We start from the raw sequence: 17,323 nt of genomic DNA on the forward strand, positions 1-17,323 counted from the left end.
CAGGCACAACAAAAACGTTCAACCCCGGACATCACTATTTGCTGACAAATAATTCTGTCACGGAATTTGACCAAAACAACAACCCAGCAAAACCAGGCCATCATCAAGGTCGCTGATTATCTCGTCGACTTTTGACACACTGTTGAGTTCTCAAACATCAGACACACAAAACCCTCAACCCCACACAGGAGCATCAGACCAAGGCGCGACCCCCAAACCTACCAGAGCTTTGCTCGGCAGCCAAGATGGCCAGCCGGTCGGTGGTCTCAGAGAGAGGGGGGTGTCTACCAGGGCCGCGTGCCCGGCCTCTCGGCCTTGCCCGCCGCCGTCCCCGGCAACAAGAAGAACATTACGCGGCGGAAAACGGCCGGTCAAATCGGGGTCGTGTGGGCTGGCTCACAAACACTGTCTTCGCAGGTCAGGGGGGTTTTGGGTCGGAAAGCCCGAGGCCCGGCGCCGCGTTGGGGCGTCGAGCCTCGGGGATCTCTCGGACAAGCCTGGACAGACCGGTCAGGCGCTGCTCACCTCGGCGCCTGCGACCGCCTTCTTGCCGCGCCGCAGGACCACCAGGCCCCCGTGCAGGCCGGCGTCGTCGAGCGTCGCCTCGGGATCCTCGGCGCGGACGTTGTTGACGTACGCCCCACCCTCGGTCACTGCTCGACGTGCCGCAGACCGGCTGTCGACAAGGCCGGCGCTCACCAATGCGTCGACGACGGTGGTTCCCCGTGGGACGGCGACCAGGCCGGCCTCGCTCAGGGCTGCTCGCAGCGTCGACTCGGGCAGATCACCGAGCTCGGCCCGGCCGAAGAGTGCGGCAGAGGCCTGCTCGGCCGCCTTGACCTCGTCTGCTCCGTGCACCAGAGCCGTCACCTCGGCGGCGAGCCTGCGCTGGGCAATCCTCAACCCGGGCTTCTCGGCCGACTCCGCCGCGATCGCGTCGATCTCCTCGAGATCGAGGAACGTGAACTGCCGGAGGTACTCGACGACCTTCGTGTCCTCCGCCTGGATCCAGGTCTGGTAGAAGGCGTACGGCGAGAGCATCTCGGGATCGAGCCAGAGCGCTCCCCCGGTCGACTTGCCGAACTTGGTGCCGTCGGCCTTGGTGATCAGGGGCGTGGACAGTGCGTGGACCTTGGCACCCTCGGCGCGCCGCACCAGCTCCACGCCGGCCGTGATGTTGCCCCACTGGTCGCTGCCGCCGGTCTGCAACGAGGTGCCGTACCGGCGGTAGAGCTCGAGGTAGTCCATCGACTGGAGCAGTACATAGCTGAACTCGGTGTAGCTGATCCCCGACTCCAGCCGGCTCGCGACGACCTGGCGGTCGAGCATCCGGTTGACCGGGAAGTGCTTGCCGATGTCGCGCAGGAAGTCGATGACGTTGACGTCTTTCGTCCAGTCGAGGTTGTTGACGACGCGCGCGGCGTTGTCACCCTCGAAGGACACGAACTGCTCGACCTGCGCCTGGATCCGCTCGACCCATTCCGCGACGGTGTCGCGGCTGTTCATCGTGCGCTCCCCCACGTCGCGGGGATCGCCGATCAGACCTGTCGAGCCGCCGACGAGGATCAGCGGCCGGTGTCCTGCCAGCTGGAGGCGCCGCGCGGTGAGCAGCTGGAGGAGGTTGCCCATGTGCAGGCTGGGCGCCGTCGGGTCGAAACCGACGTAGTACGTGACCGGCCCCGCGGACAGATCGGCGCGCAGGGCGTCTCGGTCCGTCGAGTGCGCGACGAGTCCGCGCGCCTCGAGGTCGTCCAGGACATGGGTGGTCACGTGATGTCTCCTCTGTCGGTGATCGCGGCCAGGAACGAGGCCGATCTCCCTGCAAGTCTGCCGCACGGCGCACGCAGCGCGCCGTGACGGCGCCCGACTCCGTGCCCCCGGTCGGCGGTCGCGATGGTGGGACGATCCCTCGGGATCGGCTCGGCGTACGGGAGATCGCCGGTCCCGGGACCGGCACGCGCTTATGCTCAGGGCCATGTGGCTCGCTGTTCTCGGCCCGGTCGAGATGCACCGCGAGCAGGCCTCGCCGCCGGTCGCGCTCGGGACGCGCAAGCACCGCGTCCTGCTCGCCGCGCTCGCGCTCGGCGCCGGGAGCGTCCAGAGCGTCGACACCCTGATCGACTACCTCTGGGGCGGCCGTCCCCCGGCCGGTGCGCACGGCACGCTCCAGGCCTACGTCTCCGGCCTCCGCAGGGCGTTGGCGACCGTGGTGCCCGACGACGCGGACCCGCCGCTGCGGACCTCGAGCGGTGGGTACGTCCTCGACACGTCGGGCCTCGCGCTCGACGCCGCCACCGCGAGCGATCTCATGCACGGGGCCCACCGGCGGCTCGGTCCGCTCGTCCGGCACGCCATCCCCCGACCCGGTGTCACGACAGCCGACGTGCTGGAGCAGGCTGCGCGTGACCTCGACGCCGCCATCGGTCTGTGGCGCGGGCGTCCGTACGACGAACTCGGCGAGCACCCTCAGGCCGTCGCCGAGCGTGCCCGTCTCGACGAGCTACGTCTTGTCGCCTGCGAGGACCGCGCCGCCGTACGACTCGCGCAGGGCGAGCACGCGACGGTCGCGGCCGAGCTCGAGTCGCTGACGACGCAGCACCCCCTCCGTGAACGGCTCTGGACGCTGCGCGCGGTGGCCCTGGCGCGCAGCGGACGTCAGGCTGACGCGCTCCAGGCCGTCCGGGTGCTCACCTCGACGCTCGACGAGGATCTCGGTATCCAGCCCGGGACCCAGGTGCAGGAGGTACAGGCGGCGATCCTGCGGCAGGACCCGGCGATCACCTGGACCGAGACGACTCCGTCGTCACCCTCGACGGCGACGGCCGAGCCGCAGACGGCGCCCGCTCCCCCTCGAAGTCTTCTCCCTCGAGGGCCTCAGCCCCGACTGCCGCAGCTGCCTGCGTGGCCGATGGTCGGCCGCGACCGCGAGCTGGCCGTCCTCCTGGACCGGTACGAGGTGGCCGAGACCGGGCGCCCGCAATTCGCCTGCCTCGTGGGTGAGCCGGGGATCGGCAAGTCGCGCCTCGTCGCCGAGGTGCTGGCGCGCGCCCGCGAGCGCGGAGCGCGCGTCCTCGTCGGACGCTGCTCCCAGGACAGCGGCGCGCCGCCGCTGTGGCCGTGGGAAGCCGTTCTCGAAGGGCTGGGTGGCGACGTCCCGACCGCCGTGGGCGGCGACCCGGACAGCGAGAGGTTCGCCGCGTGGGAGCAGATCTGCCGGCAGGTGCTCGACGCCGCGGACGAGCAGCCGCTGGTCGTCGCGCTCGACGACCTCCAGTGGGCCGACCCGTCCTCGTTGGGCGTTCTGCGCCACCTCTGCGCCGTCGCCGACGAGGGCCGGTTGCTCCTGATGGTGACGATGCGCACCCACGCCGAGCAGGACGGGGCCGTCGCGGAGACGCTCGAGGCGCTCGCGCGCAGGCACGCGGTGTCAGTGGCGCTGACGGGTCTCTCCGCGGCGGAGACCGGGGAAGTCTTGACGGCCCTCTCCTCGCACCCCGTCGCCCCTGCGACGGCCCGGGTGATGCAGGAGCGTACGGACGGCAACCCCTTCTTCGTGGTCGAGTACGCCCGGCTCCTCGACGAGGCGGGGGGCGACGTGGCGCTCGAGCCGCCGACCGCCGTCACCGACGTCGTACGGCGCCGACTGGCCGCGGTGCCCGACGGCACGCTCGACGTGCTCCGTCACGCCGCCGTCGTGGGACGACGTTTCGACCTGCCCACCGTCGTGAGCAGCACAGGGCTCGACGACCTCACGGTCCTCGACCGCCTCGAGCCCGCGACCTCCGCGGGGATGGTGCGCGACGAGGGGGACGACCGGTTCCGCTTCTCGCACGCGCTCGTGCGGGACGCGGTGTACGCGACGCTGTCGCCGTCGCGCCGCCAGCGCATGCACGCCCGGATCGCCGAGGCGCTCCGGCTCGACCAGCGCGCCTCCAGCCGGACCGCGGAGATCGCGCGGCACTGGGCCGATGCGGGTGAGGACCATGCCGCGCAGGCGTGGACGTCGGCGTACCGGGCCGCGCTCGCCGCGCAGCGCCGCCACGGCCACGAGGAGGCCGCCGAGCTCCTGGCCCTGGCCCTCAGCCGCATCGACCTCGACCCCGATGCCACCCTCTCCGACCGGTACGAGCTCCTGCTGGCGCGCGCCGACGCGACGCGTTGGGCGGCCCGCTGGGACGACCTGACCGACGCCGTCGAGGAGGCGATCACGGTGGCGGACAAGCTCGGCGACCCCGAGCTGCTCGCCCGGGCCGCGGTCGCGACGACGCGCGGCGCGCTGTGGCAGAGCCCGACCTTCGGCGAGACGAAGGAGACCATCGTCGGCGCCCAGCGGCGCGCTCTCGCCGCGCTGCCGGGCGGGGACTCGCCCCTGCGGTGCACGCTGCTGATCAGCCTGGCCAACGAGGTGTACTACAGCGCCACGGAGTCCGAGTGCCAGCTGCTCGTCGCCGAAGGACTCGAGATGGCGCGACGGCTCGGTGACGACGCGCTCCTGATGGAGATGTGCTCCGCGGCGTTCCTGGCGGTCTGGCGTCCGTGGACGGCCGTTCAACGGCTGGCACTCGCCGACGAGGCGGTCGCGATCGCCCGCCGGCTCGGCGATGCCCGGGGTGAGGCGATGGCGCTCGCGCAGCGGGCCGCGGTCCACGGCGAGCTCGGTCATGTCGAGGACCTCGAGCGTGACCTGGCGGAGGCCGACGGTCTCGCGGACGATCTCCAGCTGACCTACGTCCGGTGGTTCCTGGACTGCATGCGCCTGCCGTGGCTCGCGATGCGCGGCGAGCTCGAGGAGGCCCGAGCGACCCTGGACGGCCTCATGACGCTCGTCGACACCATCGCCGTGCCCCACAAGTACGACGCCGTCGGCGGCCTGATGCTCGTGCTCGCGATCTGGGGTGGTCTCGACGACCGCGAGGACGGCGTCCTCGATGAGCTGGTGGCGGCAGCGCGGGTGCCGATCCACATGGCCGCGACCGGCTTCCTGCTGCGACTCGGTCGTACGGACGCGGCCCGGGAGCTCTTCGAGACCTCACGACCGACGCTCGACGACGAGAGCTGGATCGCTCCGCTGATCTGGGGGTTCGGGGCCGAGGTCGGGCTCGCTCTCGGCGACGGCGACCTGGCAGCAGCCGCCTACGATCGGCTCGCCCCGCTGCGCGGGGGCGTCCTGAGCGCCGGCTCGACGATCGCCATGGGACCGGTCGACGCGTTCCTCGCGCTCGCCGCCGCTGCCGACGACGACATCGGGCTCGCGACGCGGCACGCCGACGACGCCGTACGGCTGATGCAGACGTGGCAGATCCCGTTGGCGGAGCAGTGGTTCCTCCGTCAACGGGACCTGCACGGCTTCTGAGCCTCGGCGGCGCTCAGGGCGTCAGGGTGCCGCTGCCCGCGAGCAGACAGTCGATCCGCCGCCCGGTCTGCACGAGCCTGACGAGAAGCGCCGCCCGGATGGCGCGATCTCCGTTGCCGGCCATCCACGCGAGCCCTTCCCCGCACACCGCCATGGTCTCCGCCAGATCGGTCTCCTGGCGCATCAAAGCCTCGGTCTGTGGTGCGCCGCTGAGCCGGCCCCAGCGGCGGTGCAGGCGTGCCCACGCCAACCGGTCGCCGAGCGGCGTCGTCCGTGCGGCCTCGACGACCGCCGTGACCTCGTGCTGGAGGGGGTGCTCGCGCGTCGTGCCGTTCATGTCGTTCGTGCCCTTCATGCCGTTCATGCCGGAGCCTGCTCTCTCTCGTCGGTCGCACCAGGACCGGACGGCGCCGGTGCGGTGACTGCGCCGGCGTCCAGCTCGGCGCGTACGTGCGGGAGCCGCCGGTCGATCCAGGGCGGCAGCCACCAGTTCGCGCGACCGAGCAGCGTCATCGTGGCCGGGACGAGCACGAGGCGGACCAGGGTCGCGTCGAGTGCGACGGCCACCGCCATCCCGAGTCCCAGCATCTTGACGAGGACGGTGTCCTCGGTCGCGAACCCGAGGAAGACCGCCACCATGATCGCCGCCGCACTCGAGATCACCCGTGCGCTCGCGCTGAGGCCGGTGACCACCGATCCCCGCGCGTCCCCCGTCCGCAACCAGGCCTCGCGGATCCGTGACAGCAGGAACACCTCGTAGTCCATCGAGAGCCCGAACAGGATCGCGAACATCAGGATCGGTACCCAGCTCGAGACAGGGACAGCGCGGTCCATCCCGAGCAGGGACGAGCCCCACCCGTGCTGGAAGACGAGGGTCACGACCCCGTACGCGGCACCGATCGACAGCAGGTTCATCGTGGCGGCCTTGAGCGGGATGATGACCGACCGGAACATCATCGCGAGCAGGAGCATCGAGACGAGGACCACGAAGCCGACGACCACCCACATCCGCTCGGACAGCATGGTCGAGATGTCGGCGAGGATCACCGTCGTGCCGGTCAGCTCGACGCCGTCAGGGAGCCCATCGGTCCGTAGAGACGCGATGAGGTCGCTGGTGCGCTCGTCCTGCGGACCCGTCGCCGGTTGCGCGTCGAAGACGGTGATCGCCCCGTCGACCGACGTGGTCGCGGGACCGACCGACGTGATGCGCGGGTCGTCGAGGAGGTCGGAGCGGAGGCGCTCGGTGTCGGTGGGGTCGACCGCACCGGTGTCGCTCACGAAGGTCAACGGCCCGTTGGCGCCGTGCCCGAACTCCGCGGCGACGAGGTCGTAGGCCTGGCGGGTCGTGAACGAGGCAGGGTCCGCGCTGGCGTCCTGCGGGAAGGTCCGCATGCCGAGCGCGGGTGCAGCCAGGGCGATCAGGACGACGAGTGCCGCGAGCGCCCACGGGAGCGGCCGTTCGCAGACCCGGCGCGCCCACCGTCCCGTGAGGGTCCGGCGCACGCTGCGCGGGCCACCGTTCTCGTAGGGACGCCCACGGTCTTTCCGCGCCACGAGGCGATGGCCGGCGAGACCGCAGAGCGCGGGCACCAGCGTCAGCGCGGTCGCCATGACCGAGGCGACCGCGATCGCGGTCGCCGCCCCGAACGCCGAGTACGTCGGCAGACCGGCAAGGCCCAGGCCCGTCAACGACACGAGCACCGTGAGGCCCGCGAACACCACGGAGCGGCCGGCGGTCGCCACCGCGGTCCCTGCGGCGTCGACCCTGGACCGGCCGCGGCGGAGCTCCTCGACGAAGCGAGTCACGAGCAGCAGCGCGTAGTCGATGCCGACGCCCAGCCCCACCATCGTCGCGACGGTCGGGGCGGTCGAGCTGACGTCGATCACCGCGGCAAGCAGCGTGACCCCTGCGCTCCCGACCGCGAGACCCACGAGGGCGACCGCGAGCGGCAGACCTGCTGCCACGACGGAGCCGAACGTGAGCACGAGGATGACCAGAGCGACGCTCACGCCGATCAGCTCGCCACGGCCGCTCATCTCCATCGCCGACCCGGGGACCTCTCCCCCGTACTCGACGTCGAGGCCGTCGACCCCCGCGGCCGAGACCGCGTCCTCCAATGGTTCGAGCGCGCCCATGACCTCGTGGTGGGTGACCGGCACGTCGTAGCGCAGGGTGAGCAGTGCCGTGTCGGAGTCGGCCGACAGCCTCGGGGGCGAGACCTGAGCGACGTGCGGGACGTCCTCCAGCGTGCCGGCGATCCGGGACAGGTCGGCTCGGACGAGCGCGCCTCCGTCAGGGTCGTGGACGGCGACCAGTGCGCTCGCGCCACCGGACTCCGGGAGGTGGGTGCGGAGGGCGTCGAGGCCGACCTGGCCCTCGGCGCCGGGCACGTCCCAGTCGTCTTGGGTCGTGCCTCCGGCGCTCGCGGCGAGCGCGAGCACCCCGACGACCACGACGAGCCATGCGCTGACCGTGCGCCACGGGTGCGCCGCGGTCGCTCGACCGAGGCGGTACAACATGCTGGACATCACCAGTGCTCCTTGTCATCCGGTCTGGATGACAACGAGCCTCACGCGAGCCGCTTGCGGATCCCTTGGGAAAGCCTTGGGGCGTCGCCGCAGCAGCGACGACGCCCCGGTGAGACTCCCGGACGAGGGCTAAGCGGTGCCGGAGCTCCGGCGCGCCCGTCTCGACAGGGAGTCGATCGTGACGGCGAGCAGCAGGACCGCGCCGGTGACGATGTAGCGAACCTCGGCCTCCACGCCGATGAGGTTCAGACCGCTGGTGATCGACTGGAGCACGAGCATCCCGAAGAGCGCCGCGTACGCCGAGCCGCGACCCCCGAACAGGCTGGTCCCGCCGATGACCGCGGCCGCGATCGCCATCAGGTTGGTGTCGGTGCCACCGCTGGACTGGGCGACCGACTGCAGCCGGCCGGCGGCGAGGATCCCGCCGAGGACGGCGAACGTCGAGGCTGCGGCGAACACGGTGATGTAGACCCTGTTCACCGGCACGCCGGCGCGCCGGGCTGCCTCCTCGTTGCCGCCGACCGCGTAGACCGACCGTCCGAAGCGCGTCTTGCGGAGGATCAGGTCGACCGCCACGATCATCGCCACCCAGAACAACGGCATGTAGCCGACGCCGCGGTCCTGGTTGAGGTACCAGGCGCCGAAGAGAATCGCGGCCACCATCAGCACCGTCCGGATCACCGCGCCCCGCAGGGACGGCGCCGACAGGTTCGCCGCACGGCGGCGACGGATCGTGCGCAGCCGCAGCGCGAGATAGACGGCACCGATCGCGACGGCCAGGGCGTACGACACCGGGTCGGGCAGGTAGGAGAAGTTGGCGAACTCGATGATCCACGAGTCGATCGGGAGGTTGACCGTGCCGCGGCTCCCGAGCACCCACAGCTGGACCCCGAGGAACGCGAGGAGTCCGGCCAGGGTGATCACGAAGCTCGGCACACCGAACTGCGTGAAGAGCAGGCCGTAGAACGTGCCGATCGCGACACCCACGGCGAGCGCGAGGAGGATCGCCGTCAGCAGCGGCCACCCCTGATAGACCAGCAGCACGGCCATGATCGAACCGCCGACGCCGCTCACCGAGCCGACCGAGAGGTCGATCTCGCCGAGGAGCAGGACGAGCACGATCCCCAGCGAGATCATGCCGATCGTCGCGGAGTCGAGGCTGAGGTTGACGAGGTTGCGCGAGGAGAGGAACCGGTCGTTCTGGAGGAAGAAGATCAGCCAGATCAGGACCAGGCCGATGATGACCGGGGCCATGCCGAGGTCGCCCGACCGGATCCGTCGCCCGAAGCCGCTGAGGACGGCGCGGGGCGACTCGCTCTCGAGGAGCCGCTCGTCGGTCTTGTCGTAGGTCGTGGTCATGCGTCGCGCTCCTGGTCGGGGTCGGGGCTCACGTGCCCCGGCCCGCCGGCGCCGTCCGGCAGGACGGCGTACGGGTCGATGGCGTCCGGCGTGATCGGGGACCCCGAGCGGTCGCGGGCCGCACGCTCGGCCACAACGTTGTCGGAGGCGCCGGTGATGGCAGCGACGAGCTGCTCCGTCGTGACCTCGCCGATCGCGAACTCGGCGCTGTTGCGTCCGAGCCGGAGGACGTAGATCCGGTCCGCGACAGCCTGGACGTCGGCCATGTTGTGCGTGATGAGCACGACGCCGAGCCCACGCTTGCGCAACCGCTCGATCAGGTTGAGGACCTCGGCCGTCTGGGCCACACCCAGCGCCGCGGTCGGCTCGTCGAGCATGACGACCTTGGGCTCACCGACGAGGCTGCGGGCGATGGCGACCGTCTGGCGCTGTCCGCCGGACAGCGAGGCGATCGGGATGCGCACGGACGGGATCTTGGCCGAGAGCTGCTGCAGGAGCTCCCACGAGTGGCGTTCCATCTCCACCTCGTCCAGCACTCCGGCCTTGGTGCGCTCGTGGCCGAGGAAGAGGTTCGCGACGACGTCGAGGTTGTCGCACAGAGCAAGGTCCTGGAAGACCGTCGCGATGCCGAGGGCCTGCGAGGCCTTCGGCCCGTTGATCGTGACGGGGCGTCCGTCGAAGACGATCTCGCCGCCGTCGGGCTGGTACACGCCCGACATGATCTTGACGAGGGTCGACTTGCCGGCGCCGTTGTCGCCGACCAGGGCGACCACTTCACCGGGGCGCACGTCGACGGAGACGTCGCTGAGGGCTTGCACGGCGCCGAAGCGCTTGTCGATGCCGCGCAGCGAGAGGATCGGCTGGCTGCCGTCGTTCATGATGTCCTTCGCTGATGGTGAGGAACGGGAACAGCCCGGGTGGTCACGACGCGCGTGACCACCCGGACCCCGAAGGCTTGATCAGCTGAGGCCCGCAGCCTTGCACGCGTCGGCGTACTCGGGGGTGCAGATGTCCTCGACCGTGTAGAACCCGTCAGCCACGACCGTGTCCTTGATGTTGTCCTTGGTGACGACCGCCGGGTCGAAGATGAACGAGTCGACACCCTCGTAGTCGGTGGTCTCGCCGACGTCGTCGCCGTTGACGATGGCGACCGCCACCTCGGCGGCCTTCTCGGCCTCGGTCTTGATCGACTTGTAGATCGTCATGTACTGGTCGCCGCTGACGATGCGCTGGATCGCGGCGAGCTCGGCGTCCTGACCGGTGACCGGCGGGAACTTCGTCATGCCGTCGGCGCGGAGGGCAGCGATCACGCCACCGGCCTGGCCGTCGTTGGCGGCGTACACGCCGGCGAGCGCGGCGCCGTCGACGTTGTTGAGCTGCGACGTGACGAACTTCTGAGCGTTGTCAGGGCTCCAGTCGGGGTTGTCGTACTCCGCCGCGACGGTCAGTCCGCTGGCGTCGATGGCCTTGTGCGCGCCCTTCTTGAACTGGGCGGCGTTCGGGTCGGTGGGCGAACCGTTGAGCATCAGGATGTCGCCGGAGCCACCGGTGGCCTCGACCAGCGCCTGACCCTGGAGCTCGCCGACCTTCTCGTTGTCGAAGGACAGGTAGTAGTCCGCGCCCTCCATGAACCGGTCGTAGGCCACGACCGGGACCTTGGACGACTGCGCCGACTTCACGGCGCCGGCCGCGGCGTCGCCGTCGACCGGGTCGAACACCAGCACGGCGGCACCGTCGGTGATCGCCGACTCGGCCTGCTGCTGCTGCTTCGCCGAGTCCTGGTCGGCGTTGAGGTACTTGACGTCGCAGTCGTCGCAGAGCTCCTTGACCTTGGCCTCGAACAGCGGCTTGTCGAACGCCTCGTAACGGGTGGTCTTCGTCTCGGGGAGCAGCAGCGCGATCGTCTTGCTGTCGCTGCCACCTCCGTCGCCGTCGTCGTCTCCGCCGCAAGCGCCCAGTGCGGCCGTGAGAACCACGACCGACGCCGCCCCTACGACGGTGCGCGCAAACTTGTTCACGATGTCCTCCCAGATGATGTGGTGCGGACAGCTGCAGGTCCGCCGCCGACAGTCTTGGGACCTTCCGCGTAATCGTCAAGTCATGAACGAATGAGCGTTGCAGAATCGAAACATATCTGTGAAATGTTCACCTCTTGACGACTCACGAGATCTGATTAGGTTGTGCCCATGCCTCCCACCGGCTCGCCCTCGGCGCTGCGCTCTGCCAACCTCGAGCGCATCGTGGGAGTCCTCCGCACCGCCACGGAGGTGTCCCAGGCCGAGATAGCCCGCCGCACCGATCTCGCGCCCGCGACCGTGTCCAACATCGTCCGCCAGCTCGTCGCCACCGGGCTCGTCGAGACCTCCGGCGGAGCCGGCCGTCGAGGCCTCACGGTCCAGATCTCCCGTCGCGCCGGACTCGTCGCAGGACTCGACTTCGGTCACTCCCACCTCGAGGTCGCGCTCGGCGACCTCGCCGGCCGCCCGCTGGTCGGCGTACGCCGCCCGCTGGACAACGATCACCGGTACGCAGACGGCCTCGCGCTGGCGGAGGAGCTCCTCGACGACCTGCTCGCCGAGCTCGGGGAGAGCCGCGACGCCGTGCGCGCCGGAGGCCTCGGGCTCCCCGCGCCGATCACGAAGGACGGCCGCATCACGGCCGGCTCGATCCTCCCGGGCTGGGTCGGCGTGGCCGCGGCCGACGTGGCCTCGGCCGTGCTCGGCATCCCGATCCTGGTCGACAACGACGCCAACCTCGGTGCGCTCGCCGAGCACCACCACGATCCCGGGGTGACGACCCTGGCCTACCTCAAGGCCTCCTCCGGCATCGGCTGCGGACTGGTGCTGGACGGCCGCCTCTATCGCGGCGGGCTCGGCACCGCCGGTGAGCTCGGCCACGTGACGCTCGACGAGAGCGGACCCTTGTGCCGGTGCGGCAGCCGTGGGTGCCTCGAGGCGTACGCCGGGGGTAGCGGACTGATCGAGCAGCTGCGTGGACGGGCCCCGGACCTGGCCGTCCACGACCTGGCCGACCTCGCCGTCTCAGGAGACGCGGGCGCCCGGCGCCTCCTCGAGGACGCCGGCCGGGCGCTCGGGCAAGGGTCGGCGATCCTCGCGAACCTGCTCAGCCCTGAGGTGATCGTGGTGGGCGGGGACCTGGCCTGCGAGATCCTCGTCGACGGCATCCGTGACGGTCTGCGCCGTCACGCGGTCGACGGGCTCGAGGGAGCGATCGAGGTGCGGTTGTCCACGCTGGGCGACAAGGCCTCGGTCGTCGGAGCCCTCGTGACCGCGCTCGACGCGGTGGCGCTGACCGGGTGACGTCCCCGGCGCCGGCCAGCCGCTCAGACCGTCGTACGGCCGAGCAGCGCGGTGAGCTCTACCGTCGTCGGCGTGCTCGTCAGCATGGTGCCGTCGACCTCGACGGCCGGTGTCCCGTCGATCTTGCCCAGCGCGTCCTCGGTGAGCTCAGGGACCAGCCCGGCGTGCTGCCCGGTCTCGATGCAGGACCTCGCGTCAGCGGCGCCGACCTCATCGGCGAGTCCGACGAGGTCGGTGTCGGACAGACCGCCCGGGCGCTGATGCTCCAGGAGAGCGGCGACGAACGCGGCGTACTCCGCCGCCCCCTCGGCGGCGGCGACGCACAATCCGGCGTTGACGCTCCGCGCGGAGGCGCGGTCGGTGCTGCCGTTGTCGAGGAACGACACCAACCGGTACTCGAGCGTGATCGCGCCCTCCGCGAGCCGCGCCTCGAGCAGCCGCCCCTGGTCAGCGGCGAACGCCTTGCAGTGCGGGCACAGCGGCTCGACGTAGACGGCCACCGCGGTCGCCTGCTCGGGGAACGAGCCCGCGGGGTCGAGGTCGCGGGCGGTGACGACCACGCCGCCGCCGTCGGTGAGCGTCGGGACGGCCGCCGCGGCACCGGCTGGTCCTGAGCGACCCGTCGCGACATCGGCGGCGCTGCCGCACCCGGCGAGGACGCACGACACGAGGCACACCATGAGTCCGGTCACGAGCCAGGAGCGAGTCATGCCGCCATCCTCACAGAGGCTCCGCGTCGCCGGCCCGGGGGCTGCGGCGGTAGGCCGAGACCGTCGGGTCGTTGGTCACCCAGAACCGCCACGGGACGTCGGCCGCCCGTGAGACCCCCACCCGGGGCCCGGCACTGACGGCCTCGGCCGGGATCGGCGCGTCGCGGTGCAGCACGACCTGAGGTCCGTCGAGCGTGGCCCCGTTCTGCTCGATGGTGATCCCGAGCGCCGAGGTCAGGTTGGCAGGGCCTCGAGCGAGTCGGACGTCGGGCACTCCCCCACGCCGGTCACGGGCTGTCTCGACGCCCCGCACCACCTCACCGGCCCGCAGCAGCACGGCCGACGCGTCACCGTCGGCCCCCACGACCACGTTCGCGCAGTAGTGCATCCCGTACGAGAGGTAGACGTAGAGCACGTCGGGCGGTCCGAACATGATCCCGCTGCGCGGCGTCGGCCCACGGAAGGCGTGCGACGCCGGGTCGCCCGTCCCGCCGTACGCCTCGACCTCGGTGATCCGCACGGTCACGTCACCACGTGTCAGGGTCGCTCCCAGCAGGTGCCGCGCCTGCGTCTCGATCTCGTCCGTCACACTGCCGAGTGTGCCGGGCCGTCCGGCTTCACCGCGAGGACGGGGACGGGAGAGTCGAGGAGGAGTCGCTGGGCGACGCTCCCGGCGATCATCTTCCCGACCGGGGACCGGTGACGGATCCCGATGACGAGCTCGTCGGCACCCACCTCCGCGACGACGGCGAGCACCGCGCCGGCGACGTCGGGGTCGATCGGCTGACGGACGACCGCGTCGACGCCCAGCCGCACGAGCTCCTCACGGAGGTGGTCGGCCGCGCTGCCGGCGGCGAACCGCCGGTCGACGTAGGAGTCCCCGCGGGTCGCGTTGACGACCACGAGGTCGGTGTCCCGCAACCTCGCCTCCGCCACACCGTGGGCGAGGGCGGCGCGTCCCTGGTCGTCCTCGCTGTAGGCCACGACGACGGTCATGGGCGGACCTCCTTCTCCAGGTCGTCGAGCTCCTTCTCCAGCGGGTCGGTGCCGCCACCGCGCAACCGGGCGACGAGAGGGACCAGCACGATCAGCGCGATCACCACGTACGCGACGACGGCGACCGGCTCGGAGAGCAGCGTGGTCCAGTCTCCCTCGGAGAGCTGGAGCGCCTGCCCGAGCTGGTACTCCAGCTGGGGACCGAGGATGACGCCGATGATGAGAGGCAGCACCGGCAGCGCGAACCGTCGCATCGCGAGGCCGAGGAGCCCGAACGCGAGCAGCACCAGCAGGTCGAACCACTGGAAGTTGACGCTGTAGGCGCCGAGCGAGGCGAAGAAGAGGATCCCGGCGTACAGGTACGGCCGCGGCGTGCGCAGCAGCTTCGCCCACACCGGCGCGAGCGGGAGGTTGAGCACGAGCAGCAGGGTGTTGGCGACGAAGAGGCTGGCGAGCAGGCCCCACACGAGCTCCGGCTCGTTGTCGAAGAGGCCGGGTCCCGGCTGCAGGCCGTAGCTCTGCATGGAGGCCAGGATCACCGCCGCGGTCGCGGTGGTGGGCAGCCCCAGGGCGAGCAGCGGCACCATGGTCCCGGCGGCGGAGGCGTTGTTGGCCGCCTCCGGACCGGCGACGCCCTCGATCGCGCCGTGGCCGAACTCCTCGGGGTGCTTCGAGAGCCTGCGTTCGGTGATGTAGGACAAGAACGTCGGCATCTCGGCGCCACCGGCCGGGAGCGCGCCGAACGGGAAGCCGTACGCGGTGCCACGCAGCCACGGCCTCCAGGAGCGCGACCAGTCCGCCCGCCCCATCCACGGCCGACCGACCGGCGTGATCTCGAGCGGGCGACGCCGCAGGTGCGCCGCCACCCACAGCGCCTCCCCGATCGCGAAGATGGCGACCGCCACGACCACGATGTCGATGCCGTCGGCCAGCAGCGAGTTGCCGAACGTGAGACGCGGCTGACCCGTCGACGTCCCGACCAGGCCGATCGACAGACCCAGCGACAACGAGATGAACCCGCGCAGCTTGGAGTCGCCGAGGACGGCGGTGACCGCCACGAGGGCGAGCAGCATGATCGCGAAGTACGACGGAGCACCGAGGTTCACGACCCAGTCGGCGACGCTCGGCGCGAGCGCCACGAGGAGCACGGTCCCGATGGTGCCGGCGACGAACGAGCCGATCGCCGCGGTGGCGAGCGCCTGGGCCGCGCGGCCCGCCTTCGCCATCTTGTTGCCCTCGATCGCGGTGATCACCGACGACGACTCCCCTGGCGTGTTGAGCAGGATCGAGGTCGTCGAGCCGCCGTACATCCCGCCGTAGTAGATCCCCGCGAACATGATCAAGGCGCCCTCGGGCGAGACGTTGTAGGTCACCGGCAGCAGCAGCGCCACGGTCATCGCCGGGCCGATGCCGGGCAGGACGCCGACCGACGTGCCGAGCAGCACGCCGATGCAGGCGTAGAGGAGGTTGATCGGGGTCAGCGCGGTCGCGAAGCCGTCGAGGAGCATGTCCATCAGAGCACCCCGTCCAGGATCCCGGCCGGGATCGGGATGCCCAGCCCGACGTAGAACCCGTACCAGGTGCCGACCGACATGACGGCGCCGATCGCGAGGTCGCGCACGTGCGTCCGGCTGCCCAGGACCCAGGTGCAGCCGGCGAACAGGAGGGCCCCCGTGATCGCCCAGCTCAGCAGGTCGATGAGGACGATGTTGACGACGAAGACGCCCACGAGCTTGGCGACGGTGAGCCAGTCGGCGCCCTCGGTCAGGTCGACGTCCTCGCCGGCCTCCGCCTCCGGCACGTCGCCTCGGGCGGTGACGACGGCCAGCAGCACCGCGAGCACGACGAGGGCGCTCCCGACGACGTAGGGGAACGCCGCCGGGGACAGCACCTGGTCGGAGAACCCGGCGCTCAGGGTCGCGGCGTCGTACAGCACGTAGCCGCCCACCACGGCGAGAAACGCCGCGAGGGCGTACTGGGCGCGGTCGACGACCCGCGTCGACGGCTCGTCCGCCTTCGCCGCGCTCATACCAGCCCCAGCTCCTTCAGGGTGTCCTCGACCCGCGCGTCCTGCGAGACCAGGAATTCCTCGAACTCGGCCCCGGTCTGGAAGGCGTCCGTCCAACCGTTGCGCTCGAGCTCGTCACGCCATGCGTCCGTGTCCTGCATCTCCTCGAGCAGCGTCACCAAGGCGTCGCGCTGCTCGTCGCTGATCCCCGGCGGCGCGAGCACACCACGCCAGTTGCTGAAGGCGAAGTCGACACCGGACTCCTTGAGGGTGGGTGCGTCGACGGTCTCCAGCCGCTCCTCCCCCGACACCGCGAGGACCCGCAGGCTGCCTTCGGCGATCTGGCCCTCGAACTCACCGAGACCCGACGTCCCGACGTCGATCTTGGCGCCGAGGAGAGCCGTCGTCAGCGGGCCGCCGCCGTCGTACGCGACGTAGTTCACCTCTCGCGGGTCGACGCCGACCGCCTGGGCGAGCTGCATCGGGAAGAGGTGGTCGGGTCCCCCGGGCGAGGAACCGCCGCCGATCGACACGCTGCCGGGATCGGCCTTCCATGCCTTCACGAAGTCCTCGACCGTCGTGAATGGCGAGTCCGACGGCACGAGGAGGCCCTCGGACTCCTCGACGAGGCGCGCCAGCGGCGTCGCTCTGTCGACGGTGGCGTCGGACCGGTTGGTGTAGACCGCACCGACCACGCCGAGCCCCATCGTCAGCATGAGGTCGTCGGCGTCACGCTCGTTGAGGAGGCGCTGCATCGCGACGGTGCCGCTGGCGCCGATCACGTTGGTGATCTCGAATCGGCCGGTCAGGCCGTCGTCCTCCATCACCCGCGCGGCGGCACGTCCGGTGAGGTCGTAGCCGCCCCCGGGGCTGTTGGGGATCATCATGCGGAGGCGCCGGTTGTCGGCCTCGTCGGCGCCGCGGGTCACCCCGCAGGCGGCGACGACGGCCGTCAGCACCGTGACCAGCACCACGACCCAGGCGGCACGCGCCCGCCGCGAGCCTGGGTCCCTCACGTCAGTCGGCATCGTCCCTCGTTCCGTCGCGC

The 17,323-nt window shown here is 70.9% G+C and carries 14 protein-coding genes; 2 read left to right on the plus strand and 12 right to left on the minus strand.

What is annotated here, in order from left to right; genetic code table 11:
- Positions 1 to 510 precede the first annotated feature (510 nt).
- Complete coding sequence (gene tyrS, locus PV363_RS01265; protein WP_301021520.1) at positions 511 to 1,770, minus strand: tyrosine--tRNA ligase; 1,260 nt, start codon at positions 1,768 to 1,770, stop codon at positions 511 to 513.
- A gap of 205 nt (positions 1,771 to 1,975) precedes the next feature.
- On the opposite strand from tyrS, the gene PV363_RS01270 reads away from it, so the two are divergent.
- The gene (locus PV363_RS01270) at positions 1,976 to 5,353 is read left to right on the plus strand and encodes a BTAD domain-containing putative transcriptional regulator (protein WP_301021521.1); all 3,378 of its coding nucleotides are present in this window, start codon (positions 1,976 to 1,978) and stop codon (positions 5,351 to 5,353) included.
- Positions 5,354 to 5,366: 13 nt separating this feature from the next.
- Here PV363_RS01270 and PV363_RS01275 read toward each other — a convergent pair whose 3' ends face one another.
- From PV363_RS01275 to PV363_RS01295, 5 genes are all read right to left on the minus strand, one after another.
- Positions 5,367 to 5,717 (minus strand): hypothetical protein, encoded by a 351-nt coding sequence (locus PV363_RS01275; RefSeq protein WP_301021522.1) that lies wholly within the window; start codon positions 5,715 to 5,717, stop codon positions 5,367 to 5,369.
- The gene (locus PV363_RS01280; protein ID WP_301021523.1) at positions 5,714 to 7,882 is read right to left on the minus strand and encodes an MMPL family transporter; all 2,169 of its coding nucleotides are present in this window, start codon (positions 7,880 to 7,882) and stop codon (positions 5,714 to 5,716) included. Before PV363_RS01280 ends, PV363_RS01275 begins: the two co-directional genes overlap by 4 nt.
- 129 nt (positions 7,883 to 8,011) lie before the next feature.
- Positions 8,012 to 9,241 (minus strand): sugar ABC transporter permease, encoded by a 1,230-nt coding sequence (locus PV363_RS01285; protein WP_220344689.1) that lies wholly within the window; start codon positions 9,239 to 9,241, stop codon positions 8,012 to 8,014.
- A complete protein-coding gene (locus PV363_RS01290) occupies positions 9,238 to 10,119 on the minus strand; it encodes an ATP-binding cassette domain-containing protein (RefSeq protein ID WP_220344688.1) in 882 nt (293 codons plus the stop codon). The genes PV363_RS01285 and PV363_RS01290 overlap by 4 nt, the downstream gene beginning before the upstream one ends.
- 81 nt (positions 10,120 to 10,200) lie before the next feature.
- A complete protein-coding gene (locus tag PV363_RS01295) occupies positions 10,201 to 11,259 on the minus strand; it encodes a substrate-binding domain-containing protein (RefSeq protein WP_301021524.1) in 1,059 nt (352 codons plus the stop codon).
- Between the two features lie 168 nt (positions 11,260 to 11,427).
- On the opposite strand from PV363_RS01295, the gene PV363_RS01300 reads away from it, so the two are divergent.
- On the plus strand, positions 11,428 to 12,561 hold the full coding sequence (locus PV363_RS01300) for an ROK family transcriptional regulator (protein WP_220344687.1): 1,134 nt from the start codon (positions 11,428 to 11,430) through the stop codon (positions 12,559 to 12,561).
- A gap of 23 nt (positions 12,562 to 12,584) precedes the next feature.
- Here PV363_RS01300 and PV363_RS01305 read toward each other — a convergent pair whose 3' ends face one another.
- The 6 genes from PV363_RS01305 to PV363_RS01330 are packed head-to-tail and all read right to left on the minus strand — an operon-like array spanning position 12,585 to position 17,303.
- Positions 12,585 to 13,271, minus strand: coding sequence for a thioredoxin domain-containing protein (locus PV363_RS01305; RefSeq protein ID WP_301021525.1), 687 nt, complete (start codon positions 13,269 to 13,271; stop codon positions 12,585 to 12,587).
- Between the two features lie 10 nt (positions 13,272 to 13,281).
- Complete coding sequence (locus PV363_RS01310; RefSeq protein ID WP_220344685.1) at positions 13,282 to 13,860, minus strand: DNA-3-methyladenine glycosylase; 579 nt, start codon at positions 13,858 to 13,860, stop codon at positions 13,282 to 13,284.
- Positions 13,857 to 14,267: a universal stress protein gene (locus tag PV363_RS01315; RefSeq protein WP_220344684.1), complete on the minus strand. Its 411-nt coding sequence runs from the start codon at positions 14,265 to 14,267 to the stop codon at positions 13,857 to 13,859. The genes PV363_RS01310 and PV363_RS01315 overlap by 4 nt, the downstream gene beginning before the upstream one ends.
- Positions 14,264 to 15,781 (minus strand): tripartite tricarboxylate transporter permease, encoded by a 1,518-nt coding sequence (locus tag PV363_RS01320; RefSeq protein WP_220344683.1) that lies wholly within the window; start codon positions 15,779 to 15,781, stop codon positions 14,264 to 14,266. Before PV363_RS01320 ends, PV363_RS01315 begins: the two co-directional genes overlap by 4 nt.
- On the minus strand, positions 15,781 to 16,296 hold the full coding sequence (locus PV363_RS01325) for a tripartite tricarboxylate transporter TctB family protein (RefSeq protein ID WP_301021526.1): 516 nt from the start codon (positions 16,294 to 16,296) through the stop codon (positions 15,781 to 15,783). Before PV363_RS01325 ends, PV363_RS01320 begins: the two co-directional genes overlap by 1 nt.
- The gene (locus PV363_RS01330) at positions 16,293 to 17,303 is read right to left on the minus strand and encodes a tripartite tricarboxylate transporter substrate-binding protein (RefSeq protein ID WP_301021527.1); all 1,011 of its coding nucleotides are present in this window, start codon (positions 17,301 to 17,303) and stop codon (positions 16,293 to 16,295) included. Before PV363_RS01330 ends, PV363_RS01325 begins: the two co-directional genes overlap by 4 nt.
- Positions 17,304 to 17,323 lie beyond the last annotated feature (20 nt).

Source organism: Mumia sp., assembly GCF_028803055.1.
In the GTDB taxonomy this organism is placed as follows: Bacteria; Actinomycetota; Actinomycetes; order Propionibacteriales; family Nocardioidaceae; genus Mumia.

Coding starts and splice junctions, on each gene's coding strand:
- PV363_RS01285 (WP_220344689.1), bottom strand. CDS start 9,241: ATGACCACGACCTACGACAAGACCGACGAGCGGCTCCTCGAGAGCGAG.
- PV363_RS01325 (WP_301021526.1), bottom strand. CDS start 16,296: ATGAGCGCGGCGAAGGCGGACGAGCCGTCGACGCGGGTCGTCGACCGC.
- PV363_RS01320 (WP_220344683.1), bottom strand. CDS start 15,781: ATGGACATGCTCCTCGACGGCTTCGCGACCGCGCTGACCCCGATCAAC.
- PV363_RS01300 (WP_220344687.1), top strand. CDS start 11,428: ATGCCTCCCACCGGCTCGCCCTCGGCGCTGCGCTCTGCCAACCTCGAG.
- PV363_RS01270 (WP_301021521.1), top strand. CDS start 1,976: ATGTGGCTCGCTGTTCTCGGCCCGGTCGAGATGCACCGCGAGCAGGCC.
- PV363_RS01305 (WP_301021525.1), bottom strand. CDS start 13,271: ATGACTCGCTCCTGGCTCGTGACCGGACTCATGGTGTGCCTCGTGTCG.
- PV363_RS01290 (WP_220344688.1), bottom strand. CDS start 10,119: ATGAACGACGGCAGCCAGCCGATCCTCTCGCTGCGCGGCATCGACAAG.
- PV363_RS01315 (WP_220344684.1), bottom strand. CDS start 14,267: ATGACCGTCGTCGTGGCCTACAGCGAGGACGACCAGGGACGCGCCGCC.
- PV363_RS01330 (WP_301021527.1), bottom strand. CDS start 17,303: ATGCCGACTGACGTGAGGGACCCAGGCTCGCGGCGGGCGCGTGCCGCC.
- PV363_RS01275 (WP_301021522.1), bottom strand. CDS start 5,717: ATGAACGGCATGAAGGGCACGAACGACATGAACGGCACGACGCGCGAG.
- PV363_RS01280 (WP_301021523.1), bottom strand. CDS start 7,882: ATGTCCAGCATGTTGTACCGCCTCGGTCGAGCGACCGCGGCGCACCCG.